The sequence below is a fragment of the Rhodococcus oryzae genome, from assembly GCF_005049235.1.
GTDB classification, from domain to species: Bacteria; Actinomycetota; Actinomycetes; order Mycobacteriales; family Mycobacteriaceae; genus Rhodococcus_G; species Rhodococcus_G oryzae.
Genome location: NZ_SUMD01000012.1, coordinates 28,908 through 55,420, shown reverse-complemented (window position 1 = coordinate 55,420; position 26,513 = coordinate 28,908). Strand labels below are relative to the sequence as shown.

Below are 26,513 nucleotides of genomic sequence, written 5' to 3'. Positions count from 1 at the left end.
AGCAATGATTGTCGGGTGAACCCGACGAGCGCAATCACATCGGAGCCGGCCCGGCAGGCGACATCGGAGCCGACCCGCTTGGGCCTGCTGGTGGGAGACGGGATCGGCCACGAGATCGTGCCCGCGGCTCAGCGGATCGCGGACGCCGCCGTCGCGGCGGTGGGCGGCACGCCGGTGGCCTGGGTGCCCCTGGACGTCGGCCTCGACGCCATCGGCGAGCACGGCACGCCGATGCCGGAGTCGACCCTGGTGGCGCTCGCCGACCTCGACGGCTGGGTGCTCGGCCCGCACGACAGCGCCTCCTACCCGGATCCCTTCCGCGGTCAGTTGACTCCCGGCGGAACGATCCGGAAGCGATTCGACCTGTTCGCCAACATCAGGCCCGCACGTGCCTTTGCCGGGGTGCGCGCGGTGTCGCCCGAGATGGACCTGGTGATCGTCCGCGAGAACACCGAGGGCTTCTACGCGGACCGCAACATGTTCACCGGCAGTGGCGAGTTCATGCCCACACCCGATGTGGCGATGGCGGTCGGGGTGGTCACCAGGCGGGCCACCGAACGGATCGCCCGCGCCGCCTTCGAACTCGCCTCCAGGCGCCGCGGCCGGGTCACGGTGGTGCACAAGGCGAATGTGCTCGCGCTGACCACCGGACTGTTTCGGGATGTGTGCCACGAGATCGGGACGCAGTACCCGGGCGTCGAGGTGCGAAACGAACACGTCGACGCGATGGCGGCACACCTGGTGCGGCGGGGCGAGGACTTCGATGTGGTGGTCACCGAGAACATGTTCGGTGACATCCTCTCGGATCTGGCTGGGGAGCTGTCCGGTTCGCTCGGCACCGCGCCGTCGCTCAACGCGTCCGAGACCAAGGCGATGGCGCAGGCGGCACACGGGGCCGCCCCCGACATCGCGGGCCGCAACCGCGCCAATCCGACCGCGATGATCCTCTCGACCGCCATGCTCTTCGACTGGTTGAGCTCCCGCGGCGGCGACCCCGCGCTCGGTCGGGCCGCGGAGCGGATCCAGTCGGCGGTGGCGAACACCCTCCAGGCCGGGGTCGCGACCGCGGACCTCGGCGGGTTGGCGTCGACCGCGGAGTTCGCAGAGACGGTGACCGCCAGGGTGGTCCGGCACTGATCGCGGCGGCCGGTGTCGCCGTCGGGTGACGGCGGCGACCCGACCTTTCGTCCGGTTGGCTCCCGACCCAGTACTCTTTCCTGGTGATTCCTCGATCCAACTCGTGTTCCGCGGCGCCCGTTCGGGCCGGCCGCCAAGCACGCAGACGCACCAGGGGCATCGGTGCGGTCGTCGGGGCAACGCTCCTAGCGCTGGTGCTGTCCTCGTGCGTGACCAACAACGAGGGGCTGATCCCGGTCGCGGACAACGTGCACGTCGATCGGGTCGACGAGATCGCCGCGGACCTGCCGCGCGAGGTCGCCGCGTCCGGTCGGTTGATCGCCGGAACGAACATCCCGTACGCGCCCAACGAGTTCAAGGACGAGGCGGGCAATATCGTCGGCTTCGACGTGGACCTGCTGAACGCCGTCGGCAAGGTCCTCGGACTCACGGTCGCCTACAAGCAGGCGGACTTCGACAAGATCATCCCCGCCGTGCAGGCGGGCACCTACACGATGGGGATGTCGTCCTTCACCGATTCGAAGGAGCGCGAAGAGTCGGTCGATTTCGTCACCTACTACCGCGCGGGTATCCAGTGGGCGCAGCGGACCGGCGAGTCGGTGGACCCGAACAACGCGTGCGGGCTCCGGGTCGGCGTGCAGACCACGACCACCGAGGACATCGACGAGGTTCCCGCGAAGAGCGAGGCCTGCGTGGCGGCGGGTAGACCGCCGATCAAGAAGGTGAAGTTCGACAGCCAGGACGACGTCGCGAACGCGTTGATCCTCGGTCGGGTGGACGCCCTCTCCGCCGACTCGCCGGTGACCGCATACGCGATCAAGCGCAGCGGTGGCCGGCTGGAGGCGGCCGGTGAGGTGTTCGACTCGGCACCGTACGGTTGGCCGCTCGTCAAGGGATCGCCCCTGGCGCCCGTGTTGCAGCGGGCCATGCAGTACCTCATCGACGGCGGTCAGTACCAGCAGATCGCGGACAACTGGGGCGTCGGATCGGGCACGATCGCGCAGTCGCAGATCAACGGGGCGGCCGGTTGAGCCGGGAAAGGTGGACACCGATGCCAGCACTGAGTGAGAGCGACGCTCCCGAGACTGGGGGTTCAGCGGAGCCAGAGGCGATCAAGGCGATACCGCTGCGCAGGCCCGGCCGCTGGATCGCCGCGATCGTCGTCGTGACCCTGCTGGGTCTGTTCGTGTACGGCGCCGCCACCAACCCCGCGTTCGCCTGGGATGTCTACGGCCAGTACCTGTTCGACCGACGGATCTCGTCCGCGGCCTGGGTGACCATCCAGCTGACGGTGCTGTCGATGGCGCTCGCAGTGGTGCTTGGCGTCGTGCTCGCGGTCATGCGGCTGTCCCCGAACCCGGTGCTGCGGACGTCGGCGTGGGTCTACCTGTGGATCTTCCGCGGCACCCCGGTGTACGTGCAGCTGGTGTTCTGGGGACTGTTCTCGTCCATCTACAAGACGCTGGACCTGGGCATCCCGTTCGTGCACCAGTTCGCGCACATCGAGCTGCAGGGCCTCGAGGCGGCGTTCCTGTTCGCGATCATCGGGCTCGGGTTGAACGAGGCCGCGTACATGGCGGAGATCGTCAGGGCAGGCGTCAGTTCGGTCAGCGAGGGCCAGACCGAGGCGTCCACCGCGCTCGGCATGTCGTGGTCGCAGACGATGCGCCGGACCGTGCTGCCGCAGGCGATGCGGGTGATCATCCCGCCGACGGGCAACGAACTGATCAGCATGCTCAAGACCACCTCGCTGGTCACCGCGATCCCGTTCAGCCTCGAACTCTACGGCCGCGCGCGGGACATCTCTGGCGCGAACTTCCAGCCGATCCCGCTGCTGCTGGTGGCCGCGACCTGGTATCTGGCGATCACCAGCGTGCTCATGGTCGGCCAGTTCTACCTGGAGCGGCACTACTCGCGTGGCGTCTCGCGCACGCTGACCGCGCGTCAGCTGGAGGCGCTCGCCGACGCCCAGGGCAAACCGGTCACGATCATGCCTGCGCCCGACACCCTGCCCGACACGCCTGGAGGCGAGCGACGATGACCCTGATGGTGAAGGCGGACCGGGTCTGCAAGAACTACGGCGCCCTCAAGGTGTTGCGAGGGGTGTCCCTCGAGATCGAACGCGGCCAGGTGCTGTGCCTGGTCGGGCCGTCCGGGTCCGGGAAGTCGACGTTCCTGCGCTGCATCAACCACCTCGAGCAGGTCAATGCCGGCCGGCTCTACGTCGACGGCGACCTTGTCGGGTACTCCGAGCGCGGCGGCAAGCTCTACGAGCTGCACCCGCGGGCCGCGGCGCGGCAGCGCCGGGACATCGGCATGGTGTTCCAGCATTTCAACCTGTTCCCGCACCGTACCGCGCTCGAGAACATCATCGAGGCGCCGATGCAGGTGAAGAAGGTCCCCAAGAAGAAGGCCGTCGAACGCGCCCGCGACCTCCTCGATCAGGTCGGCCTGAGCGAGAAGGCGGACGCCTATCCGGCGCAGCTCTCCGGCGGCCAGCAGCAGCGGGTGGCGATCGCGCGGGCCCTGGCGATGGACCCGAAGTTGATGCTGTTCGACGAGCCGACCTCCGCGCTCGATCCGGAGCTGGTGGGGGAGGTGCTCGGGGTGATGAAGAACCTCGCCAAGGAGGGCATGACCATGGTGGTGGTGACCCACGAGATGGGTTTCGCCCGCGAGGTCGCCGACGAGCTGGTGTTCATGGACGGTGGGGTGGTCGTCGAGTCCGGCAACCCGAAGGAGCTGCTCGCCAACCCGCAGCACGATCGGACCAAGCTGTTCCTGTCCAAGCTGCTCTGACCCGCTTGCTATCGTAGTGATATCACTTCGATAGCAAAGGTGGGGACATGGAGCGTCGGGCGTTTCGGTTGAACGGGTTCGCGGTACTGCTCGGGCTGGTGGTGCTCGCGGCGGTGGCCGCGGCGGCCGCGTTCGCGGGCCCAGCGGGGGCGGTGGCGGCGATCGTGCTCGCGGTGGTGGTCGTGCTCCTGGCGACCGGCTTCACGGTGATCAACCCGAACGAGGCCAAGGTCGTCCAGTTCTTCGGACGCTACGTCGGCTCGGTCGCCGATGCGGGCTTCCAGTGGGTGCTCCCGCTGACCACCAAGCGCAGGGTCACCCTGCGGGTGCGCAACTTCGAGACCTCGAAGCTGAAGGTCAACGACGCGGCGGGTAATCCGGTCGAGATCGCCGCCGTCGTCGTCTACAAGGTCGTCGACAGCGGCAAGGCGACCTTCGCGGTCGACGACTACGAGGAGTACGTCGCGATCCAGTCCGAGGCGGCGGTCCGGCACCTGGCCACCACGCATCCCTACGACTCGGACCAGACGCAGGGCACGAGCCTGCGCGACGGCACCGAGGTGGCCGCCGAGCTCACCGCCGAGCTGAGGGACAGGACCGACCTGGCAGGCGTCGAGGTGATCGAGGCCCGCATCACCCATCTCGCGTACGCACCGGAGATCGCGCAGGCGATGCTGGTGCGTCAGCAGGCGGCCCAGGTGGTCGCGGCCCGCACCATGATCGTCGAGGGCGCCGTCGGGATGGTCGGCCTCGCGCTCGATCGCCTCCGTGAGCAGGGCGTCGTCGAGCTCGACGAGGAACGCAAGGCGAACATGGTGTCCAACCTGCTGGTGGTCCTGTGCGGCGACAAGGCCACCCAGCCCGTCGTCAACGCGGGCTCGCTGTACTCCTGATCCCATGGCCGAACGCAAGAAGGTGCTGCTGCGGCTGGATCCCGCCGTCTACGACGCCATCGCCAAGTGGGCGGCCGACGACCTGCGCAGCGTCAACGCGCAACTGGAGTACGCGCTGCGGCGGGCGCTCGACGAGGCCGGCCGCAGGCCCCGCGATCCCGACTGACCCGAGCGAGGTCAGTCGGGCTTGCGGCTGACGAAGATCGCGGTGCCGGGGAAGATCTGGCCGCGCAACGGGCTCCACTGACCCCACTCGCGGTCCAGCCACTCCGGCCAGTCGGGTTCGACGATGTCGCGCACCTCGAGGCCGGCCGCGACGAGCTCGCGCACCCGGTCGCCGATCGTGCGGTGGTGTTCCACGTAGGTCGGCGTGCCGTCGTCGTCGACCTCCACGTAGGGCGTCCGGTCGAAGTACGGCATCGTCGCGGTCAGGCCCTTCGGTCCGGGGTCGTCGGGAAAGATCCAGCGGATCGGGTGGTTCACCGCGAACACCCACAGCCCGCCGGGGCGCAGCACCCGGGCCACCTCGCGCATCACCAGCGCGGAATCTGCGACGAACGGGACCGCGCCGAAGGCGGAGCAGACGATGTCGAAGCTCTCGTCCGCGAACGGCAGCGACTCCGCGCCCGCCTGGACGAGCGGTACCCGCGGACCGCCCTTGGCCATTGCCTCCATGCCGCGGGTGAGCATGCCCATCGACAGGTCCAGCCCGACAGCCCGCGCGCCCTGGCCCGCGAGCCAGCGTGCGCAGGGCGCCGAGCCGCAGCCGACCTCGAGGACGTCCCGGCCCGCCACGTCGCCCAGCAGGCGGACATCGCCCTCGTGCAGGCCCTCCGGGCACCAGACGAACTCGCCCGCCGCGGAGTCCACGCCGAGGAAATCGCCGTGCGTGCGGTGGTAGTCGGCGGCGTCGGCATCCCACCAGGCGCGACTCGCGCGCTCGCTGTCGGCGGAGTCGAGGCGGTCGCGGCTCACGCCACTGGTTCCGAGGATGGAATTGGCCTCGCCGTGACGGTCGGCCGGATCGGTCGGCGGTGTGATGTCTGCTGCGTCATTCGTCGAGCCCGGCATGGGCTCAACAGTAGGGTTTCCCATCGACATCGGTGCATCCGGGTTTGCCCAGCTCGCTACAGGTCGCGTACCCTAATCCACGCGAGTGTCTGCCGTACGGTGCCGGATCCGGTATGGCGGTGGGGATTCGTGAGTCCGACAGAACACCATCAACCGACTACCCAACCGTCCGGAGCAACTCAACACATGCCCTCCACAACCGTTACCTCGCCACAGGTAGCCATCAACGACATTGGCTCCGCCGAGGATTTCCTCGCCGCCATCGACGCCACGATCAAGTACTTCAACGATGGCGACATCGTCGAAGGAACCATCGTCAAGGTCGACCGCGACGAGGTCCTGCTCGACATCGGTTACAAGACCGAAGGCGTCATCCCTTCCCGCGAGCTCTCGATCAAGCACGACGTCGACCCCAATGAGGTCGTTTCCGTCGGCGACGCCGTCGAGGCTCTTGTTCTCACCAAGGAGGACAAGGAAGGTCGACTGATCCTGTCGAAGAAGCGCGCACAGTACGAGCGCGCCTGGGGCACCATCGAGGAGCTCAAGGAGAAGGACGAGGCCGTCAAGGGCACCGTCATCGAGGTCGTCAAGGGCGGCCTGATCCTCGACATCGGCCTCCGTGGCTTCCTGCCCGCGTCGCTCGTCGAGATGCGTCGTGTCCGCGATCTGCAGCCGTACGTCGGCAAGGAGATCGAGGCCAAGATCATCGAGCTCGACAAGAACCGCAACAACGTGGTCCTGTCGCGTCGCGCATGGCTCGAGCAGACCCAGTCCGAGGTCCGCAGCGAGTTCCTGCACCAGCTCCAGAAGGGCCAGGTCCGCAAGGGCGTCGTGTCCTCCATCGTCAACTTCGGTGCCTTCGTGGACCTGGGTGGCGTCGACGGCCTGGTGCACGTCTCCGAGCTGTCCTGGAAGCACATCGATCACCCGTCCGAGGTCGTCGAGGTCGGCAACGAGGTCACCGTCGAGGTTCTCGACGTCGACCTGGACCGCGAGCGTGTCTCCCTCTCGCTCAAGGCGACGCAGGAAGACCCGTGGCGTCAGTTCGCCCGCACCCACGCGATCGGCCAGATCGTGCCCGGCAAGGTCACGAAGCTGGTTCCGTTCGGTGCCTTCGTGCGCGTCGAAGAGGGAATCGAAGGCCTCGTCCACATCTCCGAGCTGGCCGAGCGCCACGTGGAGGTTCCGGACCAGGTTGTCGGCGTCGGCGACGATGCCCTCGTCAAGGTCATCGACATCGACCTCGAGCGTCGTCGTATCTCGCTGTCGCTGAAGCAGGCCAACGAGGATTACAACGCCGAGTTCGATCCGTCCAAGTACGGCATGGCCGACTCGTACGACGAGCAGGGCAACTACATCTTCCCCGAGGGCTTCGATCCCGAGACCAACGAATGGCTCGAGGGCTTCGACAAGCAGCGTGAAGAGTGGGAAGGCCGCTACGCCGAGGCCGAGCGTCGCCACAAGATGCACACCGCTCAGATGGAGAAGACCGCTGCGGACGAGGCCGCCGAGGCTGCCAACGCCGCCGCAGGCTACTCCTCCGAGACCGGTTCGGCCGACGCCGGCGAGTCCGCCGGTGCCGCTCCGGAATCCGCTGGTGGCTCGCTCGCCAGCGATGCGCAGCTCGCCGCTCTCCGCGAGAAGCTGTCCGGCAACGCGTGACACGATGACCCGCTAGCCGGGTCTCACAGAACAACCCCGGTCCGTACAGGACCGGGGTTGTTTTGTCTCTCCGGTCAGGCCCCCGGGCTGGACACGAGTTCGTCGAGCATGGCGGCCTTCTCCACCAGATCGTGTTCGGTGGGGTTGTCGCCGTCCGGTAGTTCTCGGCGGAGGTCCTCGAGGGTGACGACCACCCACGAGGACCGCTTGGCCACCTCGTCTCCCGAGAGGACCTTGAGCGAGCCCTCCTCCAGCACCAGCGTGGGCTGCGAGAGGGAGCTGGCCAACAGCAGTCGCAGATCATCGGCTTTGACAGTCATGTCACCAACGGTAGGACGCCGTCGCGGCGACCGCATTCGAATCTGCGTACGCATGACAGACGAGTGCCCCCGCCCGAATTCGGGCGGGGGCACTCGTGGAGGTGGGGGAGTCGGGGGGAGCCCGATCAGCTCACTGCGGCAGGGGCCCAGGCGCTCTGCATCACGGCGGTGCGCTTGCGCATCGTCGCGAAGCTGTGGCGCGCGGGGCTGATCATCTGCGTGAACCAGTTGCGACGGTGCTCGGCCAGAGCGGTGGCGACCTCGGGAATCAGGATGCAATGCACACCATTGACGATGCCCAGACGGTGCCGACCCTGAAGGATGTAGTGGCTTTGCATGGAATTCCCTTTGTCTCGAGATGGGTGGCCTGGCGCGTCTGTCCGTAGGATACCGAGTCTCGGGTAAACCTGGTGCATTTGGGGCTGGTGTGCTTCGGCGTGTTCAGATGTCAGACTGGTGTGCGTGCTGAGAATCGGCCTCACCGGAGGTATTGGAGCGGGTAAGTCCACCGTATCGAGGATCCTGACGGATCTCGGTGCCGTGGTCGTCGACAGCGACCTGGTGGCCCGCGAGGTGGTGGAACCGGGAACCGAGGGGCTGGCCGCGCTGGTCGCGGAGTTCGGTGACTCGATCCTGCAGCCCGACGGCCGGCTGGATCGGCCCGCCCTTGCGGCTGTGGCGTTCGGGGACGACGAGGCACGGGCGCGGCTGAACGCGGTGGTCCATCCGCTGGTCGGCAGGCGCACCACCGAACTCGTCGAGTCCGCCGGGGCGGATGCGGTGGTGGTGCAGGACATTCCGCTCCTGGTCGAGGGCCGGATGGGCGCGCTGTTCAACCTGGTGCTGGTCGTCTACGTGGATGCCGAGGAGCGGGTGCGACGCCTGGTCGAGCTCCGCGGTATGCCGGAGCACGATGCGAGGGCGCGCCTCGCGGCGCAGGCGACCGACGACCAGCGGCGGGCCGCGGCGGATGTCTGGCTGGACAACAGCGGTCCACAGGGCGGCCTCGACGCCGAGGTGAAGGCCTTGTGGGAACAGCGGCTGGTGCCGTTCGAGGTGAACCTGCGGACCGGAACGGTGGTCCGGGTTCGGCCAGTTCTCGCGCCCGCCGACCCGACCTGGCCGGACCAGGCCCGCCGGCTGATCGAGCGCCTGTGGCTGGCCTGCGGTGCGGGCGCCCTTCGTATCGACCACATCGGCTCGACCTCGGTGCCCGGCCTGGAGGCCAAGGACGTGATCGACGTGCAGATCACTGTCTCGAGCATCGCCGCCGCGGATGCGCTCGCGGGACCGCTGGCCGCGGCCGGTTTCCCGCGGATCGAGTCGATCACCCGCGACGATCCGAAGCCGGAGTACGCCATCGGTGGTGAGTCCGATCCGGCCCTGTGGGACAAGCGGTTCCACGGCGGCGCCGATCCCGGCAGGCCCGTGGAGATCAGCCTGCGCGTCGACGGCTGGCCGGGCCAGCGCTTCGCGCTCCTGCTGCGCGACTGGCTGCGTGCCGACGCCGCTGCTCGGGCCGAATTCCTCGAGGTCAAGAGGGTTGCGGTCCGCTGGGCCGCCGCCGACGCGCACACGGGCGAGGCCACCGTGACCTATGCCGCGGCGCTCGCGCCGTGGTTCGATCTCGGCTACCAGCGGGCCTGGGAGTGGGCCGAGCGGAGCGGTTGGTCGCCCTCCTGAGGGGCGCGGTCGGCGCAGGCTGCTCGGCATCCCATCCGGTCAGCGCCAGCTGATCGGCATCCCGACCGAGGCGAGCCAGGCATCGAGATCGTGACCGTGCGCGGCGATCCCGTCCGCCGCGGTCACCGCCCGGTGGATCGCCAGCTCGGTCGTCGCGGCGTCGAGCAGGCCCGCCGCGTGCGCGGCGATCAGTTCGTCCACGTCCAGGAGTTCGGTGTCGCGCCCGGTCCGCACCACCAGGTCCAGGTAGTGGTCCTCGGATCGCCAGACCTCGGGTGCCGCGGTGAACTCGCCGATGTCGACGTAATGGTTCTGATCCCGTGCGTGATACGGGTGGTAGTGGAAGATCGATGCCCGCAGGCCCAGGTCCGGCAGCAGCCAGGACTCCAGGTAGTGGAAGTGGGCATGGTCCGAGGTCCTGGCCATGTACAGGCCCCACGGTTCGAGCCGGTAGTGGTCCACCGGTCGCACGAAGCCCTTGGGATCGGTGTTGGTCTTGTCCGCGAGCGAGAAGGACTCGATCTTCGGGGCGTGCACTTCGCCGTCCATGGCTGTTGAACCTACCCGGCGGGTCGGGCTCCCGACGACGATGCCGGGAGGATGTCGGTGCCCCGGCTTACTCTGGTTCCATGGCTTTCGCATCCGAGCATCCCGTGGTGGCGCACTCCGAGTTCCGGCCGGTCGGCGACATCGAACGGTCCGAGGCCCGGTTCGAGGTGGTGAGCCCGCACCAGCCCGCAGGGGACCAGCCCGCGGCGATCGCGGAACTCGAGAAGCGGATCCGGGCGGACGAGAAGAACGTGGTGCTCCTCGGTGCCACCGGCACCGGAAAGTCGGCGACGACGGCCTGGCTGATCGAGAAGTTGCAGCGGCCGACGCTGGTGATGGCGCCGAACAAGACCCTCGCCGCCCAGCTCGCGAACGAGCTGCGAGAGATGTTGCCGAACAACGCAGTCGAGTACTTCGTCTCGTACTACGACTACTACCAGCCCGAGGCGTACATCGCGCAGACGGACACCTACATCGAGAAGGACTCGTCGATCAACGACGACGTGGAGCGGCTGCGACACTCCGCGACCTCGAGCCTGCTCTCGCGTCGTGACGTGGTGGTGGTCGCGTCGGTCTCGTGCATCTACGGTCTCGGCACCCCGCAGTCCTATCTGGACCGGTCGATCCAGCTCGACGTCGGCGTCGAGGTGCCCCGCGACGCGCTGCTGCGCCTGCTGGTCGACGTGCAGTACAACCGCAACGACCTGTCCTTCACCCGCGGTTCGTTCCGGGTGCGCGGGGACACGGTGGAGATCATCCCGTCGTACGAGGAGCTCGCGATCCGCATCGAGTTCTTCGGCGACGAGATCGAGGCGCTCTACTACCTGCACCCGCTGACCGGCGACGTGGTCCGCCAGGTCGATTCGCTGCGGATCTTCCCGGCCACCCACTACGTGGCGGGTCCGGAGCGGATGGAGCGCGCGGTCAAGGACATCGAGGCCGAGCTCGAGGAGCGGCTCGCCGACCTGGAGGGGCGGGGCAAGCTGCTCGAGGCGCAGCGGCTGCGGATGCGGACCAACTACGACATCGAGATGATCAAACAGGTCGGGTTCTGCTCCGGGATCGAGAACTACTCGCGGCACATCGACGGCCGCGGTGCAGGCACCGCGCCCGCCACCCTCATCGACTACTTCCCCGAAGATTTCCTGCTGGTCATCGACGAGTCGCACGTCACCGTTCCGCAGATCGGCGCGATGTACGAGGGCGACATGTCCCGCAAGCGCAACCTCGTCGAGTTCGGGTTCCGGCTGCCCTCGGCAACGGACAACCGTCCTCTCACCTGGGAGGAGTTCACCCAGCGGATCGGACAGACCGTGTACCTGTCGGCCACCCCGGGCAAGTACGAGCTCGGCCAGGCCGGCGGCGAGTTCGTAGAGCAGGTCATCCGGCCGACCGGGCTGGTGGACCCGGAGGTGGTGGTCAAACCCACCAAGGGCCAGATCGACGACCTCGTGCACGAGATCAGGGAGCGCACCGACAAGGACGAGCGGGTCCTCGTCACCACCCTCACCAAGAAGATGTCCGAGGATCTGACCGACTACCTGCTGGAACTGGGGATCCGGGTGCGGTACCTGCACTCGGACATCGACACCCTCCGCCGGGTCGAGCTGCTCCGACAGCTGCGGCTGGGGGAGTACGACGTGCTCGTCGGCATCAACCTGTTGCGCGAGGGCCTGGACCTGCCGGAGGTGTCGCTCGTCGCGATCCTGGATGCCGACAAGGAGGGCTTCCTGCGCAGTTCCACCAGCCTGATCCAGACCATCGGCCGCGCGGCCCGCAACGTCTCCGGTCAGGTGCACATGTACGCGGACAAGATCACCGACTCGATGGCCCACGCGATCGAGGAGACCGATCGCCGCCGCGAGAAGCAGATCGCCTACAACCGGGAGATGGGTGTCGACCCGCAGCCCCTGCGCAAGAAGATCGCCGACATCCTCGACCAGGTCTACGAGGAGGCCGATGACACGGCCGCGGGCGTGGACGTCGGCGGTTCGGGGCGCAACGCCAGCCGCGGGCGTCGTGCCCAGGGCGAGGCGGGCCGGGCCGTCAGTGCGGGCGTGTACGAGGGCCGCGACGTGAAATCGATGCCGCGAGCGGAGCTGGCGGACCTGGTCAAGGAACTGACGGACCAGATGATGAACGCCGCACGCGAGCTGCAGTTCGAGCTGGCCGGGCGGTTGCGCGACGAGATCCAGGACCTGAAGAAGGAGCTTCGGGGGATGGACGCCGCCGGCCTCTCGTAGAGCGAGCCGGGCGCGGGTCGTTCACCGACCGGACGGTGACGTTCGCTTGCGCCCGCTACGGTCGAGCACATGGACGCACGGACGGCGGGGCAGACAGCCCGAACCCTTGACCTGATCCACGGCATGTCGTATTTCGCGCCGGAGGTGAACGAGAGCCTCGTCGCGGCGGGCCTGACCCCGGGCCGGATGTGCTACTTCGCCGGACGGTCCGCCGCGATGGGCGCGGTCGGGGCCGGGGTGGTCGCGGCGACCTTCTACAACTTCAACCCCGAGGCGATCACGTCGGTGATCCCGGTCGCCTGGACGCAGGCAGGGCCTGCGGCCGTCGTGGCGGCCAGGTACCGCGGGGTCGACGCGGCGATGCGGCGGATCTACGGCGCCGAGGCGATCAGCTCCTCGGCATTCGACGAGGCCGCAGCTCTGGCGGCCACCGCGGCGCGCGCCACCCCGGAGGCGTCCGGTCGGCCGCTCTATGCCGGGCACGCCGAGATCGAGTGGCCGTCTGAGCCGCACCTGGTGCTCTGGCACGCGCTGACGCTGCTCCGCGAGTACCGAGGTGACGGACACATCGCCGCCCTGCAGACCGCGGGACTCTCCGGGATCGAGGCGCTGGTCTCGCACACCGCGACCGGCAACGGGTTCCAGGAGCAGTTCGCCAGGTCCCGCCGCGGCTGGTCCGACGAGCAGTGGCGCGGCGCGGTGGACTCCCTCACGGACCGGGGTCTGCTCGGGGACGACGGGGAGCTCACCGGTGCCGGCTGGGAATTGCGCGAGTGCGTCGAGGAACTGACCGACGAGATGGCGGTCGCCCCGTGGGCGGCGCTGGGCGAGGACGGTGCGGCGCGTCTGCTCGAACTCGGCACCGATCTGCGCGAGGTCCTGGTGGACCAGGGCGTGTTCCCGGACGGGGTCTACGGGTCCGCGGTCTCGCGCTGACCGTGGCGGGCGCGGTCAGCTGGTGATGTCCTTGACCGCGAACCGCTGCCAGGCCAGCAGTCCGAACACCGCCGCGTAGGCCAGCGCCGAGAACGACCCGACCACGATGTCGTGCCAGTCCACCGTCGGTGCCAGGAGTCGGGTCCAGGCGAACGAGAAGTGCCCCGGCAGATAGTCGCGCCAGTGCCCGAGAGCGGTGATCTGATCGAGGATCTGCACGAGGATGGACACCATCACCGTGCCGCCGACCGCGCCGAGCGGGGCGTCGGTGAGCACGGAGAGCAGAAGGGCCAGACCCGCCACCCAGGTCAGGTTCACCGCGATGAACGCCAGCGCGACCAGCAGTCGTCCCACCGCCTCGCCGTACCCGAGGGAATCGCCGAACGGGGTCACCAGCGGCCCCGTCCCGTACAGGGCGGTGCCGAGCGTGAGCGCCACCCCGAACAGGATCAGGATCGCCAGCGCGGACAGCGCCGCGGACACGATGGCCTTCTGCTGCAGCAGCCGGCTGCGGGGGACCGGGATTGCCAGCAGGTACCGCAGCGAGGACCAGGACGCCTCGCTCGCGACGGAATCGCCGAAGAACAACGCCACCACCACGATCAGCAGGAAACCGACCGACATGAACAGGCAGAACACGGTGAAGTTCACCCCGCCCGTGGTGCCGAGTTCGATCAGGTCGACCCCGCCGGATCCAGAGGAGTCCGACCCGCCGATGGCGAACGCGATCGCGAGGATCACCGGCAGCAACGCCAGGAAGCCGAGCGCCAGGTGGGTGCGCCTGCGTTTGAACTGTCGCTTGAGCTCGGTGCGCAGCGGCAGGGTGTGCGTCGCTCGGTAGCCGACCGCCCTGCCGTCGGGATGTGACGGCACGGCTCCGCCGTCGGGATGAGACGTGACGGCACCGCCGTCGTCATGGCTGGTCATGCGTCCTCCCTGTCGTGCTCGCGATGGTCGGAGATGTCCACCAGTCGGAGGAACACGTCCTCCAGGCGGGTGGTCTTCGACAGGCCCCGGACGCCGATGCCCGCGCCGACGAGGGTGCGCACCAGCGCCGCCGGGTCGGTTTCGCCGAGATCGACCCGCAGCCGGGGATTCTCACCCTCGATCAGGCGTACCGGCCCGAGCCCGTCGACCGACTCGAGGACCACGGCCGCCCGGGCGGGGTCGTCGACCCGCAGTTCGGTGGCGCCCTCGGCGGAGGTGAGCTCCTCGACGGTGCCGGAACTGATCACCCGGCCGTGGTTCATCACCACCACGTCGGTGCAGGTCTGCTCGACCTCGGCCAGCAGGTGGCTGGAAACGAGGACGGTGCGCCCGGTGCGTGCATAGTTGATCAGCACCTCCCGCATGGTGCGGATCTGCGGCGGGTCGAGCCCATTGGTGGGTTCGTCCAGGACCATCAGATCCGGCAGGCCGAGCATCGCCTGCGCGATCGCGAGCCGCTGACGCATTCCCTGGCTGTAGGAACGGACCTTCCGTTCGATCGCATCGCCGAGATCCGCGATCTCGAGGGCCTCGTCCATGCGGGCCTCACCGGCAGGCCGTCCGGTGGCCTCCCAGTACAGCCGCAGATTGTCGATGCCGCTCAGGTGCGGCAGCAGGCCCGACCCCTCGACGAAGGACCCGAGCCGGGAGAGCACGGGCGCACCCGGGGTGACCCGGTGGCCGAAGACGCGGATCTCGCCCTCGGTCGGCGTGATCAGCCCCATCAGCATCCGCAGGGTGGTGGTCTTGCCGGCGCCATTGGGACCGAGCAGCCCGAGGACCTGGCCGCGCCGGACGGTGAAGCTCACCCCGTCGACCGCGCGGAAGCCGTTGTCATAGGTCTTGTGCAGGTCGGTGATCACCAGCGGGGTGTCGACGAGGGCGGGGTCGACCTCGGCCGCCACGCGGCGACGGCGCCGGATCACGCCGATGGTGACCAGGACGGCCGCCCCGCCGAGGATGCAGGCGATCCCGATCAGCGGGCCGATCGGCAGCGAACGGCTGGAGCTGGCAGCGGGCACGCTCGGGACCAGGAGGCCGGCGTCGTCGGCGAGGGCCACCGAGAACTGAGCCGGGCTGAGTGGGTTCGCGTAGGCCTGGTCGGTGGTCGTGACGACCACTTCGAGGTGGTGCCCCTGCGGCACCTGGAACGCAATACCCGGCAGGGCCACCGCGATCGGGTGCGGTCCGGGGCCGTCGGGCAGCCGGATCGCGGAGACCGCACCGCCGGGCAGGGTGCGCCTGCCGTCGGGGCTCACGTCGTACAGCTTCGCGAACAGCACGGCGTCCCCCGGCGCGGAGGCTGCGGTGACGGTGAGCCGGGTCGTGGAGACACCCGTGATCGTGAGCGGATGGTCGAGCGGCGCGGTGGCGAACGCGGCGGACTGGCCGGGCGGGTCGGCCACCAGACCCGCGGCCGGCCCGCCGACGGCACCCAGGCTCGACAGCGCCGAGCCGAGGCCGGGCACCGCCGACAGCGCGGCAGGCGCCGCGCCGGGCGGCCGGAGGATGCTCTGTGATGCCGGCCCGGCGAGCGGGAGATCGATCGTCGGTGTCGGCGGCGCGTCCGCGCTCAGGCCGGGGTAGCCGGCGGCGGTCATCCGCCGATAGGAGGGGCGACCCTGATCGGTCGGGGTGCCCGGGAGCGAGAACACGAACTCCTCATCCACCTCGCCGGACCCGCGGAGTTGCTCGGACAGGAACCGCGATGTCGCGGACTCGCTGAAGCGGGTGCCCTCGCCCCCGGCGTCGTGCCCACCGGGAAACCAGCGCACCTGGACGGGTGTGCCTGCCGCGGTGATCTGGCGCGCGGTTGCGTCGGACTGGTCCAGTCCGAACAGGGTGTCCTGTTCGCCCTGGATCAGCAGTGTTGGCGCGGTGATCGCGCCCGCGACCGCCGCGGGCGAGTGCGCACGGAGCAGGTCCAGCAGTTCCTGGCTCGGTTTCCCGGATACCGCGGCCGCGGCGTACTCCCGGCAGAACTCCAGCGCGAACCGTCCGCATGGTCCCGGTTCCGGCCGCGGTTCGGACGCGTCCGCTCCTGCCTCGGATGGGGCCGCGCCCGCGCCCGCGCCGAAGAAGATGCCGGCCCAGCCGCGTTTGAGCACGCCAGGGCCGCCGTACCCGGCCGCGGCCGGCGTCGACGGTGGCAGCGATTCGTCCGTGCCGAAGTTCGGAAACAGGGCGTGGCCCAGGTCATTCCAGGTGATCGCCGCGGCGATCGCATCGATACGCGAGTCGAGTCCGCCGAGCATCAAGGCCAGTGCGCCGCCGTAGGATCCGCCCGCAACGCCGATCCGCGGGTCGCCGGGGCTGTCCCGCTCGACCTCGCCGCGCGCGGCCAGCCAGTCGACGAGGCCGCGAGCGTCCGCCACCTCGCGATCCGGGTCGTTCAACGAGATCTGACCGGTGCTCTGCCCGAAACCCCTGGCGCTGTATGCCAGCACCACGAACCCGTCCTCCGCGAGTGCCCCCGCCTGGGCGGCGACGGAGTCCTTGCTGCCGCCGAACCCGTGCGCGAGGAGTACGGCAGGTGCCGGGGTGTGCTGCGGAAGATACAGGCGGGCATCGATTTTGACCTGATCCGACTCCGAGGGGCCCGCGGGCATCGTCACCGCGACATCCTCGGTCACCGGCGCGGGCGGCTCAGTGATCGACCTGGTCACGGCGATGGCACCGGCGCCGACGACAACGAGGGCGACGGCCACGACGATCCGGGTCCTGATTCCCTGCGGCCGGGGGATTCGCATGAGATCTAATGTAGCGATGCGGCGCCGATGTGCGTTGTGCCGCAATTCCCCCTAACCCGATCGCGATCCGGCTAGGGTCTTTCCCAGCGGCCGGGCTGTCCGTGATTCTGCGGCGCTCCGGTCAGACCTGAGCACCTTGGAGGAATGAATGAGCGCCTACCGCACCATCGTCGTCGGAACCGATGGCTCGGATTCGTCCCTGAAGGCAGTGGACAAGGCCGCGTCGTTGGCGGCGGATGCCGGCGCGAAACTGGTCATCGCCTGCGCCTACTACCCCGCGGACCCGAAGGATATCGAGGCCGCGCAGGACACCCTCCGTGAGGACGCGTACCAGATCACCGGTTCCGCGCCCACCTTCGAGATCCTGCGGACCGCTCGCGAGCGGGCGCATGCGGCTGGCGCGGCCGATATCGTCGAGCGCGCCGTCGTCGGCGCTCCCGTGGACTCGCTGCTCGCGCTCATCGACGAGGTCGAGGCCGACCTGCTGGTGATCGGCAACCGCGGACTGAACACGCTGACCGGGCGTCTGCTCGGATCGGTCCCCTCGGACGCGGCGCGCAAGTCCACCTCCGACGTCCTGATCGTGCACACGGTCCGCTAGTCGCGTCCGAACAAATCCCGCCCCCGCCGGCCTCGCCGACGGGGGCGGTTTGTCATTGCGCCCGTGAAAACTATTCGAGTGCAGACAGTTTCGACAGTCCGTCCGGGAGCGGGTGCGCATGCACGACGCCGAGCCGTTGCGTGGCGCGGGTGAGCGCGACGTAGAGGTCGTTCATCCCGCGCGGTGACTCGTCCACGATCTGACCGGGCTCCACGATGAGGACCGAGTCGAACTCGAGCCCCTTCGCCTGCCGGACCGAGAGCACGCTCACCGAATCCGAGATCAGGTCGAGGTACTCGTCGACCCCGGACTCGCTGGTCAGGACCGCGACGAGACCCGGCCCGGTCTCCGCGGCTACCAGCCGACGGACCTGCTCGGCGACGTCGCCCTCGGGCACCCGCCGTGCCCATGGCCGCGTCCCCGAGTCGCGCACCGAACGGGGCACCGTCTGGTCGGGGTCGATCCGGGCCAGCACGTCCTGCGCGACCTCCATGATCTCCGACGGCGTGCGGTAGTTCACCGTCAGCTCGGTCAGCTTCCAGCGCCGGGCGACGTACGGCTCGAGCACCGTCTGCCAGGACGAGCTGCCCGCCGGATCGCCCGTCTGGGCGGTGTCGCCGACCAGGGTCATCCACCGATTCGGGATGCGCCGCATCAACATTCGCCAGGCCATCTCCGAGAGTTCCTGCGCCTCGTCCACGATGACGTGCCCGTAGGTCCAGGTGCGGTCGGCCGCCGCGCGCTCGGCTGCGGTCTGGGACTGCCGCAGGTCCTGACGCTGCGCGAGCTGGCCCGCGTCGATCAGGTCGTACGCCATCAGGATCTCGGGATCCAGCTCGTCCTCGAGGTCCTGCGGGGCCGAGCCGGTGAGAATGTCCAGCGCGCCCTGGGCATCGGCGATCTGTGCCCGCCATTCGCGGTCCGCGCGTTCGCGTTCCGCCGCATCGTCGACGCCGAGCAGCTCGGCGAGCTCGTCGAGCAGGGGAGCGTCGGCGGCACTGAACCCCGCGACACCGGTGCGGTGCAGCAATTCGCGCTGCTCGGCGGTGAGTTGGCGTGCCGCCGTGTCCAGCCGCTTCCGGGAACCGAGCAGGTCCGCGAGCACCCGCTGGGGTGTCAGCTGCGGCCACAGCCCGTCGATCGCGGCCATCACCTCGGGATCGCCGCGCATCTCGTCCCTGATGTCGGCGATGTCGTCGCGGCTGAGCAGGTTCGCCCCGCCCAGCACGTTCGACCCGATCCGGGCCGCATGCTGATCGGCGAGGGCCTCGATCACCGCCGAGACGAAGATCGGCCGGGCGAGGTTGTGCGGGCGCCGCGACGAGCGGGCCCGCCCGCGCGCGCGGGTGACGACCTTGCGATCGAGGGAGATCGGGTAGGAGTCGAACCTCAGCCGGATCGGCTCCGGCGGGGTCTCCTGCCGGTCCCTGACCGCCTGCTTGAGCACCTCGACCATCGCGAGCGAACCCTTGACCTCGCCACACTCGAGCGAATCCTGATGCGTGGCACGCACTCCCGGATAGAGGTCGCCGATGGTGGAGAGCAGCACGCCGGTCTCGCCGAGCGAGGGGAGCACCTGGCCGATGTAGTCGAGGAAGGTGTCGTTGGGCCCGATGATCAGCACGCCGCTCTTCGCCAGCTGCTGCCGGTAGGTGTAGAGCAGATACGCCGCGCGGTGCAGTGCCACCGCGGTCTTTCCGGTTCCCGGCCCGCCCTGCACGACCATCACCGACTTGTGCTCGGACCGGATGATCGCGTCCTGCTCCGACTGGATGGTCTCGACGATGTCGTTCATGTGGCCGGTCCTGGCCGCGTTGAGCGCGGTGAGCAGGGCGCTCTCACCCGCAACGCCGTCGGCGCCGTCGAGTGCCCCCGCGCGCTCCGCGGTCGCGAGGTCCAGGTACTCGTCGCCGAGCCCGGTGACCTTCCTGCTGCGGGTCCTGATGTGCCTGCGCCGGGTGACGCCCTCGGGCGCGGCCGGGGTCGCCAGGTAGAACGGCCGGGCCAGCGGCGCCCGCCAGTCCAGCAGCAGCGTCTCGTAGTCGTTTGCCTCGTCGAGGATGCCCACCCGGCCGATATAGCGCCGCACGTCGCCGTCGAGGGCTTCCTCGTCCGGATCCTGCCCGTCGAGATCGATCCGCCCGAAGCAGAGGCCGTTCTCCGCGGCGTCGTACTTGGCGATGTCCTCGGTGTACATCAGGCTGAACGACTCGCGCTCGCTGCGAGCCTGCGGGGTACCGCCGGTCTCGAGGAGCACCTTGCGCAGGCGGGTCGCGGCGTAGTCACGCAGCGAATCCAGACGGTCGTACAGCATCGACACGTATTGCTGCTCGCGCTCACGTTCGTCGTGCTGCAGCGCCTCGTCCGGCAAGTGGTCTCCTCGGGCGGTAGGGGAGGGAAAAGTGCCAAGCGAGTCTAGTGGGCGGGTGGCTTGGACGCAGAAGGGCCAGGTCAGAGCGCTGTCCGGCGCGTCATCCGCGGCGCCTGGTTCAGTCGGTGCGGAGGGTCTCGTGCACCGAGCGCCAACGGAGTCCGTTACGAGCGGCCGGCGCGGGGATCAGGACGGCGGTGACCACCCGGACGCCGGACCCGGTTCCGGTCTCGGTGTGATGTGTCTTGGTGAACCGGGCGATCGCCACCTCGGCGGTGGCGACCTGTACCTCGACCGCCGTGATGACGATCCGGAGGCCGGGGACTGCGCCCCGCGCCCCGCGGAGCGAATCGGTGAGCTGGTCGCGGGACACGACGTGCCCGTCGGTGGTGACGAGTGAGAAGTCCGCGGTGTGGGCGCCGATGAACTCGGTCAGCAGCGCCGGGTCCGCGACGGTCCCGAGCCACCGTTCGAGTACCGCGTGGTGATCCTCGATCTCCCGGATGATCCGGGGTTCCGTGGCAGTGATCACGAGTCCAGGTTCGCGACGGCCCGTCGGGCCCGCCGCACGGCGCGTTCGGTGCCGACGCCGACCGTGTGACCCAGTCGGGCGCCGCGCTCGGTCGCCGTTTCGGTCCACTCGGCGCCGTGTTCGCGGGCGAGTGCGAGGAGCTCGGGGGCGCGTTCCTGTGCCGTCTCCGCGAGGGCTGCCCCGCGTTCGCGGGCGAGTGCGAGGAGTTCCGGGGCGTGTTCTTGTGCTGTTTCCGCGAGGGCTGTCCCGCGTTCGCGGGCGAGTGCGAGGAGTTCCGGGGCGTGTTCCTGCGCCGTCTCCGCGAGGGCTGCCCCGCGTTCGGCCGCCTCGGCCGCGAGCTCACGGATCCGTTCCGATGCGGACTGGAGTCGCTCACCGACCGCTCCGTGCGCTTCGCTCTCCTTGGCCGTCGGCAGCGCCGCCAGCACCGCATCGGAAGCCTGACGGGCCGCTCGGCGGCCCCGCCAGCCGAGCGATGGCTTGCCTTCGGTGTCGACGCCTGCGATCAGCAAACCGCCGAGCAGGCTCATGTTCTTGAAGAACTGGGTCCGGTGCGCGGCCCGCTGCACCGGGTCGGACTCCCTCCAGAAGGCGTGGCCGGCGAGCGTGGTCGGTAGCAGGCTGCCCGCCAAGGTCAGCGACGCGACGCGCGGAGCCTTGCCGATGGCCAGCAACGCGCCCGCACCGACCTGGATCGCCCCGTTCAGGCGCACCAGGTTCGTGGGGTCAGAGGGCACCAGCGCCGCGACGCTGTCTGGGAGAGCGCCATGGGCTTGCTGGATGATCGGCTCCGCGACGTCTGCTTTCCCGGCGGGATGTCGGAGTGCATCGATGCCGCCGGTGATGAACACCGTTGCGAGCAGGGGGCGTGCGATTCGACGGACCAACATGGTGTGGCCTCCCTCGTGGTCGGGTGCACCTCCACCCTAGCCAGTGCCGGGCGTCACCAACCGCGATCCTGCCACTCCGCGAGGAACGGCCGCTCGGCGCCGATCGTGGTGTCCTTGCCGTGTCCCGGGTACACGACGGTGTCGTCGGGGAACCGCTCGAAGAGCTTGGTCGTCACGTCACGGTAGAGCGAGGCGAACTTCTCCGCATCGGCGGTCTTGCCGACGCCGCCGGGGAACAGCGAGTCCCCGCTGAAGAGGTGGACCTGGCCGGTCGCCGGATCCGTCAGCGCCAGCGCGATCGACCCCGGGGTGTGACCCGCGAGGTGGATGACCTCGAGTGAGAGTCGGCCCACCTCCACCAGGTCGCCGTCGGTGACGGTGCGGTCGGGCGTGACGGGCAGCGGGCCCGCGTCGAGTGCGTGCGCCATGGTGGGGACGCCGGTCTTGTCGACCACCTCGGCGAGCGCCAGCCAGTGGTCCGGATGCTGGTGGGTGGTGACGATCGAGGTGAGCGTCGGCGCCGCGGCCGCGACCAGGCTCACGAGCCGGTCCGCGTCGTTCGCGGCGTCGATGAGCAGGGATTCGCCGGTCTCGGAACAGACCACGAGATAGGCGTTGTTGTCCATGGGGCCGACGGAGATCTTGGTGATGCTGGCGCCCGCGAAGGATCGCCGCTGCGGATCGGAATCCGCGGTGAGCTCTCCGGTGTAGTGGTCGTCGATTGTCATCTGCTGCCCGTCCATGGTGGGGACGCTACCGTCGAATGTGTGCGGACGAGGGTTCGGGCACGCGATCGGCCACAGGTGGACCCGGGGTCGTTCGATCGCGGCTCCACCGATGATGTCGGTACCCCGGCCTACCATGTGCAGCGCGTGAGGACTATCGCCTCTGCGTCGACGAGAAGGGACATCGAGTGGCGGACCGCTTGATCGTGCGAGGAGCGCGTGAGCACAACCTGCGAGGCATCGACATCGACCTGCCACGGGACAGTCTCATCGTCTTCACCGGGTTGTCCGGCTCGGGCAAGTCGTCGCTCGCGTTCGACACCATCTTCGCGGAGGGCCAGCGGCGCTACGTCGAATCGCTGTCGGCCTACGCCCGCCAGTTCCTCGGTCAGATGGACAAGCCCGATGTCGATTTCATCGAGGGCCTCTCGCCCGCGGTGTCGATCGACCAGAAGTCGACCAACCGCAATCCACGATCCACCGTCGGCACCATCACCGAGGTGTACGACTACCTCCGTCTGCTCTACGCCCGTGCCGGCACCCCGCACTGCCCGGTGTGCGGCGAGCAGATCGCGAAGCAGAGCCCCCAGCAGATCGTCGACCAGGTGCTCGCCATGGAGGAGGGCACCCGCTTCCAGGTGCTGGCACCGGTGGTCCGCACCCGTAAGGGTGAGTTCGTCGACCTCTTCGACCAGCTCAACACCCAGGGGTACGCACGGGTCCGGGTCGACGGCGTGGTGCATCAGCTGACCGACCCGCCGAAGCTCAAGAAGCAGGAGAAGCACGACATCGAGGTGGTCGTCGACCGCCTCACGGTCAAGGCGAGCTCGAAGCAGCGGCTCACGGACTCGGTGGAGACCGCGCTTCGCCTGGCCGACGGCATCGTCGTCCTCGACTTCGTCGATCGGGACGAGAACGCGCCGGACCGGGAACGCCGCTTCTCCGAGTCGCTGGCCTGCCCGAACGGGCATGCCCTCTCGATCGACGATCTCGAACCGCGGTCGTTCTCGTTCAACTCGCCGTACGGCGCCTGCCCCGAGTGCACCGGACTCGGCATCCGCAAGGAGGTCGACCCGGACCTGGTGGTGCCGGATCCCGAGCTGAGCCTCGAGGACGGGGCGATCGCGCCGTGGTCGATGGGGCAGACATCGGAGTACTTCGGCCGCCTGCTGTCCGGACTCGCCGACATCATGGGCTTCGAGATGTCGACCCCATGGAACGAACTGCCGGCCAAGGCACGCAAGGCGGTGCTCGAGGGCAGCGCGGACCAGGTGCACGTCAAGTACAAGAACCGGTACGGGCGGACGCGCTCGTACTACGCCGAGTTCGAGGGCGTGATGCCCTTCCTGCACCGTCGGCTCGAGCAGACCGAGTCCGAGCAGATGAAGGAACGCTACGACGGGTACATGCGCGACGTGCCGTGTCCGGCGTGTGACGGTGCCCGGCTCCGGCCGGAGATCCTCTCGGTCACCATCGCGGCGGGCGAGCACGGCAAGAAGTCCATCGCCGACGTCGCCGAGTTGTCGATCTCGGACTGCGCGGATTTCCTGAACAGCCTCACGCTCGGAGCCCGGGAGGAGGCCATCGCCGGTCAGGTCCTCAAGGAGGTGCAGGCTCGGCTCGGCTTCCTGCTCGATGTCGGTCTCGAGTACCTGTCGCTCTCACGTGCGGCAGGCACCCTCTCCGGCGGCGAGGCCCAACGGATCCGGCTCGCCACCCAGATCGGTTCCGGCCTGGTGGGCGTCCTGTACGTGCTGGACGAGCCATCCATCGGGCTCCATCAGCGCGACAACCGGCGGCTGATCGAGACACTGACCCGGTTGCGGGATCTCGGCAACACGCTCATCGTCGTCGAACACGACGAGGACACCATCCGGACCTCGGACTGGGTCGTCGACATCGGCCCGCTCGCGGGTGAACACGGCGGTCGGGTGGTGCACAGCGGCCCGTACGAGGAGCTGCTGACCTGCGAGGAATCCCTCACGGGCGCATACCTTTCCGGCCGGTCGACGATCGACGTGCCTGCTATTCGCAGGCCCGTCGACAAGAAGCGTCAGGTCACGGTGATCGGGGCCAAGGAACACAACCTCAAGAACATCGACGTCAGCTTCCCGCTCGGCGTCCTCACCTCGGTGACCGGTGTCTCCGGATCGGGCAAGTCGACTCTGGTCAACGACATCCTCGCGACCGTGATGGCGAACAAGCTCAACGGCGCGCGTCAGGTCCCCGGCAGGCACACCCGGATCAACGGGCTGGACCAGCTCGACAAGCTGGTCCAGGTGGACCAGTCGCCGATCGGCCGGACACCGCGCTCGAACGCGGCCACCTACACCGGCGTGTTCGACAAGATCCGCACCCTGTTCGCCGCGACGACCGAGGCGAAGGTGCGCGGCTACCAACCGGGACGGTTCTCCTTCAACGTCAAGGGTGGCCGGTGTGAGGCCTGCTCGGGAGACGGCACGCTCAAGATCGAGATGAACTTCCTCCCGGATGTGTACGTCCCGTGCGAGGTGTGCCACGGGGCCCGCTACAACCGGGAGACCCTGGAGGTGCACTACAAGGGCAAGACCATTGCCGAGGTGCTCGACATGTCCATCGAGGAGGCCGCCGACTTCTTCGAGGCGATCACCTCGATCCACCGCTATCTCAAGACGCTCGTCGAGGTCGGGCTCGGCTACGTGCGTCTCGGCCAGCCGGCGCCGACCCTGTCGGGCGGCGAGGCGCAGCGGGTGAAGCTGGCCGCCGAGCTGCAGAAGCGTTCCACCGGCCGCACCGTGTACGTGCTCGACGAGCCGACGACCGGACTTCATTTCGAGGACATCCGCAAGCTTCTCGGCGTCGTCAACGGCCTGGTGGACAAGGGCAACACGGTGATCGTGATCGAGCACAACCTAGACGTGATCAAGACGTCGGACTGGGTGGTCGACATGGGGCCCGAGGGCGGATCGGGCGGCGGAACCGTGGTGGGGGAGGGCACCCCCGAGCAGATCGCGGCGGTGCCTGCCAGCTATACCGGCAGGTTCCTGCGGGACGTGCTCGACGGCGCGCCCGTCGCACCCGCGGCGCCGCCGAAGCGCAAGCGGGCGCCGCGGAAGGTCGCCGCGAAGGTGTGACGGAGCGAGGGCCGGGACCGCATACGGTCCCGGCCCTCCGGCTGTGAGCGGTCGGCGAGTTTACTAGCCGGCGCCCGGCATCGGTGTCGGTCCCAGTGACCAGCCAAAGGCGGCCCCCAGGTCGAGAAGCAGCGCGTAGATCGGGGTGTCGAAGACCAGGGACACGGAATCTCTTTGATGGTGCTGTGCTGGTGGCGAGCGGTGCGCAGCTTCCCGCTGTGCGGTAGGAATCGCGGTGAGACGGAGCGAGGGCCGGGACCGAACTCGGTCCCGGCCCTCGCCGGCAGACAATCGTGTCGAGCTAGACGCCCGTGGTTGGGGGGGTCTGGGCCGACCCGCTGGCAGCGCCCGAGAGCAAGGAGTTGACGATGTTGGCAATCGATCCGAACAGGCCGTCGATGTCACCGGGGTTGGGCATGTGAGCTCCTTCATTGCGATGTGCGGTGTTCATTACAGAGGCGCTGAAGCCAGCGTTCTCGTTGGCTGGAGACGAATCGAGCTGGTGTCGCATCCGGAGATGGCGACGGGCAGAACGAATGTGATCCCCCGACTGCAGCGAACCCCGAACATCCGACCGGTCGAGCGTCGGCGGATCCGCCCGGACGGGGTGTCCCTCACTGCATTCGGACTCTTTTTACACGAACCGGACTGGACGCATGTACGGAATCTGATGCCCGCCTTCGTCGAACGATTGTGACGTCCGTCACAGCGCGCTGCGGGGTTCGCCGATTGGCGGAACTGTGCTGCTCAGCGCGCTGATTACGTCCGCTCAGGAGTCGGCGGACAGCGTGCGGGCGGCGCGCACCGAGGCCTCGATCAAACCGCGGAGTTCGGACTCGTCGATGTCGGCGAGTCGCTTGACGTAGAGGCAGCCCTTGCCGGTCCGGTGCTTGCCGAGACGCTGCAGGGCGTCGCGGTGGTCATCCAGGTTCAGGCTCAGATAGAGGGTGAGGGCCGTCGATCGGGGGGCGAAGCCGATCAGCGCCGTATTGCCGGTGTGCCCGCTGGCATAGCGATAGGCGCGGTCGCCGAACCCGATGATGCTCGAACCCCACATCGCGGCCGGTTCGCCGGTGGCGGCGCGCATCAGGTCGATCAGGCGTTCGCAGTCGGCACGCTTTGCGTCGTCGGTCAGTGTGCCGAGGAACGCGTCGACGTCGGCGCCGGTCGGCTGGGTCTTGTTCGCCACGGGATCAGTATCGCCGCTCACCCCGGCCGCCATCGCGTGAACGGGTCACTCGACGGCGGCAG

At 68.8% G+C, this 26,513-nt stretch carries 23 protein-coding genes; 12 read left to right on the top strand and 11 right to left on the bottom strand.

Annotated features, from left to right (window positions below; genetic code table 11):
• The first annotated feature begins 15 nt into the window (after positions 1–15).
• The 6 genes from FCG67_RS21270 to FCG67_RS25095 all read left to right on the top strand — a co-directional run bounded on the left by FCG67_RS21270 (position 16) and on the right by FCG67_RS25095 (position 4,995).
• A complete protein-coding gene (locus FCG67_RS21270) occupies positions 16–1,137 on the top strand; it encodes an isocitrate/isopropylmalate dehydrogenase family protein (RefSeq protein ID WP_246045203.1) in 1,122 nt (373 codons plus the stop codon).
• 158 nt (positions 1,138–1,295) lie between these two features.
• A complete protein-coding gene (locus FCG67_RS21265) occupies positions 1,296–2,168 on the top strand; it encodes an ABC transporter substrate-binding protein (RefSeq protein WP_136911712.1) in 873 nt (290 codons plus the stop codon).
• A gap of 20 nt (positions 2,169–2,188) precedes the next feature.
• On the top strand, positions 2,189–3,178 hold the full coding sequence (locus FCG67_RS21260; protein ID WP_136911633.1) for an amino acid ABC transporter permease: 990 nt from the start codon (positions 2,189–2,191) through the stop codon (positions 3,176–3,178).
• Positions 3,175–3,936, top strand: a complete 762-nt coding sequence (locus FCG67_RS21255; RefSeq protein ID WP_136911632.1) for an amino acid ABC transporter ATP-binding protein — start codon at positions 3,175–3,177, stop codon at positions 3,934–3,936. Before FCG67_RS21260 ends, FCG67_RS21255 begins: the two co-directional genes overlap by 4 nt.
• Before the next feature lie 47 nt (positions 3,937–3,983).
• Positions 3,984–4,829: an SPFH domain-containing protein gene (locus FCG67_RS21250; RefSeq protein WP_097213232.1), complete on the top strand. Its 846-nt coding sequence runs from the start codon at positions 3,984–3,986 to the stop codon at positions 4,827–4,829.
• Between the two features lie 4 nt (positions 4,830–4,833).
• Positions 4,834–4,995 carry a type II toxin-antitoxin system antitoxin gene (locus tag FCG67_RS25095; RefSeq protein WP_169310583.1) on the top strand — a complete coding sequence of 54 codons (162 nt, stop codon included), beginning with the start codon at positions 4,834–4,836 and terminating at the stop codon, positions 4,993–4,995.
• Positions 4,996–5,006: 11 nt separating this feature from the next.
• Here the strand turns inward: FCG67_RS25095 and FCG67_RS21245 are convergent, their stop codons facing one another.
• On the bottom strand, positions 5,007–5,900 hold the full coding sequence (locus FCG67_RS21245) for a class I SAM-dependent methyltransferase (RefSeq protein WP_136911631.1): 894 nt from the start codon (positions 5,898–5,900) through the stop codon (positions 5,007–5,009).
• 186 nt (positions 5,901–6,086) lie between these two features.
• Here FCG67_RS21245 and rpsA point away from each other — a divergent pair, with 186 nt between their 5' ends.
• Positions 6,087–7,562 (top strand): 30S ribosomal protein S1, encoded by a 1,476-nt coding sequence (rpsA, locus tag FCG67_RS21240; protein ID WP_097213234.1) that lies wholly within the window; start codon positions 6,087–6,089, stop codon positions 7,560–7,562.
• Between the two features lie 74 nt (positions 7,563–7,636).
• Here the strand turns inward: rpsA and FCG67_RS21235 are convergent, their stop codons facing one another.
• Both FCG67_RS21235 and FCG67_RS21230 read right to left on the bottom strand, forming a co-directional pair.
• Positions 7,637–7,882 carry a hypothetical protein gene (locus FCG67_RS21235; protein ID WP_077041818.1) on the bottom strand — a complete coding sequence of 82 codons (246 nt, stop codon included), beginning with the start codon at positions 7,880–7,882 and terminating at the stop codon, positions 7,637–7,639.
• Between the two features lie 125 nt (positions 7,883–8,007).
• Entirely contained in the window at positions 8,008–8,220 is a 213-nt protein-coding gene (locus FCG67_RS21230; RefSeq protein ID WP_027502000.1) for a hypothetical protein, read from the bottom strand.
• Positions 8,221–8,344: 124 nt separating this feature from the next.
• Between FCG67_RS21230 and coaE the strand changes: the two genes are divergently transcribed.
• On the top strand, positions 8,345–9,565 hold the full coding sequence (gene coaE, locus FCG67_RS21225) for a dephospho-CoA kinase (RefSeq protein WP_136911630.1): 1,221 nt from the start codon (positions 8,345–8,347) through the stop codon (positions 9,563–9,565).
• Between the two features lie 39 nt (positions 9,566–9,604).
• Here the strand turns inward: coaE and FCG67_RS21220 are convergent, their stop codons facing one another.
• Positions 9,605–10,114, bottom strand: a complete 510-nt coding sequence (locus FCG67_RS21220) for a ribonuclease FAU-1 family protein (RefSeq protein WP_136911629.1) — start codon at positions 10,112–10,114, stop codon at positions 9,605–9,607.
• Between the two features lie 80 nt (positions 10,115–10,194).
• Here FCG67_RS21220 and uvrB point away from each other — a divergent pair, with 80 nt between their 5' ends.
• Together uvrB and FCG67_RS21210 are read left to right on the top strand one after the other, a co-directional pair.
• The gene (gene uvrB / locus FCG67_RS21215) at positions 10,195–12,357 is read left to right on the top strand and encodes an excinuclease ABC subunit UvrB (RefSeq protein ID WP_136911628.1); all 2,163 of its coding nucleotides are present in this window, start codon (positions 10,195–10,197) and stop codon (positions 12,355–12,357) included.
• A gap of 69 nt (positions 12,358–12,426) precedes the next feature.
• Positions 12,427–13,293: an SCO6745 family protein gene (locus FCG67_RS21210; RefSeq protein ID WP_136911627.1), complete on the top strand. Its 867-nt coding sequence runs from the start codon at positions 12,427–12,429 to the stop codon at positions 13,291–13,293.
• A gap of 15 nt (positions 13,294–13,308) precedes the next feature.
• Here the strand turns inward: FCG67_RS21210 and FCG67_RS21205 are convergent, their stop codons facing one another.
• Together FCG67_RS21205 and FCG67_RS21200 are read right to left on the bottom strand one after the other, a co-directional pair.
• Positions 13,309–14,220, bottom strand: a complete 912-nt coding sequence (locus FCG67_RS21205; protein WP_246045202.1) for an ABC transporter permease — start codon at positions 14,218–14,220, stop codon at positions 13,309–13,311.
• Positions 14,217–17,030 (bottom strand): alpha/beta fold hydrolase, encoded by a 2,814-nt coding sequence (locus tag FCG67_RS21200; protein ID WP_136911626.1) that lies wholly within the window; start codon positions 17,028–17,030, stop codon positions 14,217–14,219. The genes FCG67_RS21205 and FCG67_RS21200 overlap by 4 nt, the downstream gene beginning before the upstream one ends.
• A gap of 148 nt (positions 17,031–17,178) precedes the next feature.
• Here FCG67_RS21200 and FCG67_RS21195 point away from each other — a divergent pair, with 148 nt between their 5' ends.
• Positions 17,179–17,631 (top strand): universal stress protein, encoded by a 453-nt coding sequence (locus FCG67_RS21195; RefSeq protein ID WP_077041811.1) that lies wholly within the window; start codon positions 17,179–17,181, stop codon positions 17,629–17,631.
• Between the two features lie 70 nt (positions 17,632–17,701).
• Here FCG67_RS21195 and FCG67_RS21190 read toward each other — a convergent pair whose 3' ends face one another.
• The 4 genes from FCG67_RS21190 to FCG67_RS21175 form a co-directional block, all read right to left on the bottom strand.
• Entirely contained in the window at positions 17,702–20,002 is a 2,301-nt protein-coding gene (locus FCG67_RS21190; protein ID WP_136911625.1) for a HelD family protein, read from the bottom strand.
• Between the two features lie 118 nt (positions 20,003–20,120).
• Positions 20,121–20,534 carry a DUF4440 domain-containing protein gene (locus tag FCG67_RS21185; protein WP_211243290.1) on the bottom strand — a complete coding sequence of 138 codons (414 nt, stop codon included), beginning with the start codon at positions 20,532–20,534 and terminating at the stop codon, positions 20,121–20,123.
• A complete protein-coding gene (locus FCG67_RS21180) occupies positions 20,531–21,424 on the bottom strand; it encodes a DoxX family protein (protein ID WP_136911624.1) in 894 nt (297 codons plus the stop codon). The genes FCG67_RS21185 and FCG67_RS21180 overlap by 4 nt, the downstream gene beginning before the upstream one ends.
• Before the next feature lie 53 nt (positions 21,425–21,477).
• The gene (locus FCG67_RS21175) at positions 21,478–22,167 is read right to left on the bottom strand and encodes an MBL fold metallo-hydrolase (RefSeq protein WP_136911623.1); all 690 of its coding nucleotides are present in this window, start codon (positions 22,165–22,167) and stop codon (positions 21,478–21,480) included.
• Positions 22,168–22,337: 170 nt separating this feature from the next.
• On the opposite strand from FCG67_RS21175, the gene uvrA reads away from it, so the two are divergent.
• The gene (gene uvrA, locus FCG67_RS21170) at positions 22,338–25,262 is read left to right on the top strand and encodes an excinuclease ABC subunit UvrA (RefSeq protein WP_136911622.1); all 2,925 of its coding nucleotides are present in this window, start codon (positions 22,338–22,340) and stop codon (positions 25,260–25,262) included.
• Positions 25,263–26,031: 769 nt separating this feature from the next.
• Here the strand turns inward: uvrA and FCG67_RS21165 are convergent.
• Positions 26,032–26,451: a DUF1801 domain-containing protein gene (locus FCG67_RS21165; RefSeq protein WP_246045201.1), complete on the bottom strand. Its 420-nt coding sequence runs from the start codon at positions 26,449–26,451 to the stop codon at positions 26,032–26,034.
• Between the last annotated feature and the right edge of the window lie 62 nt (positions 26,452–26,513).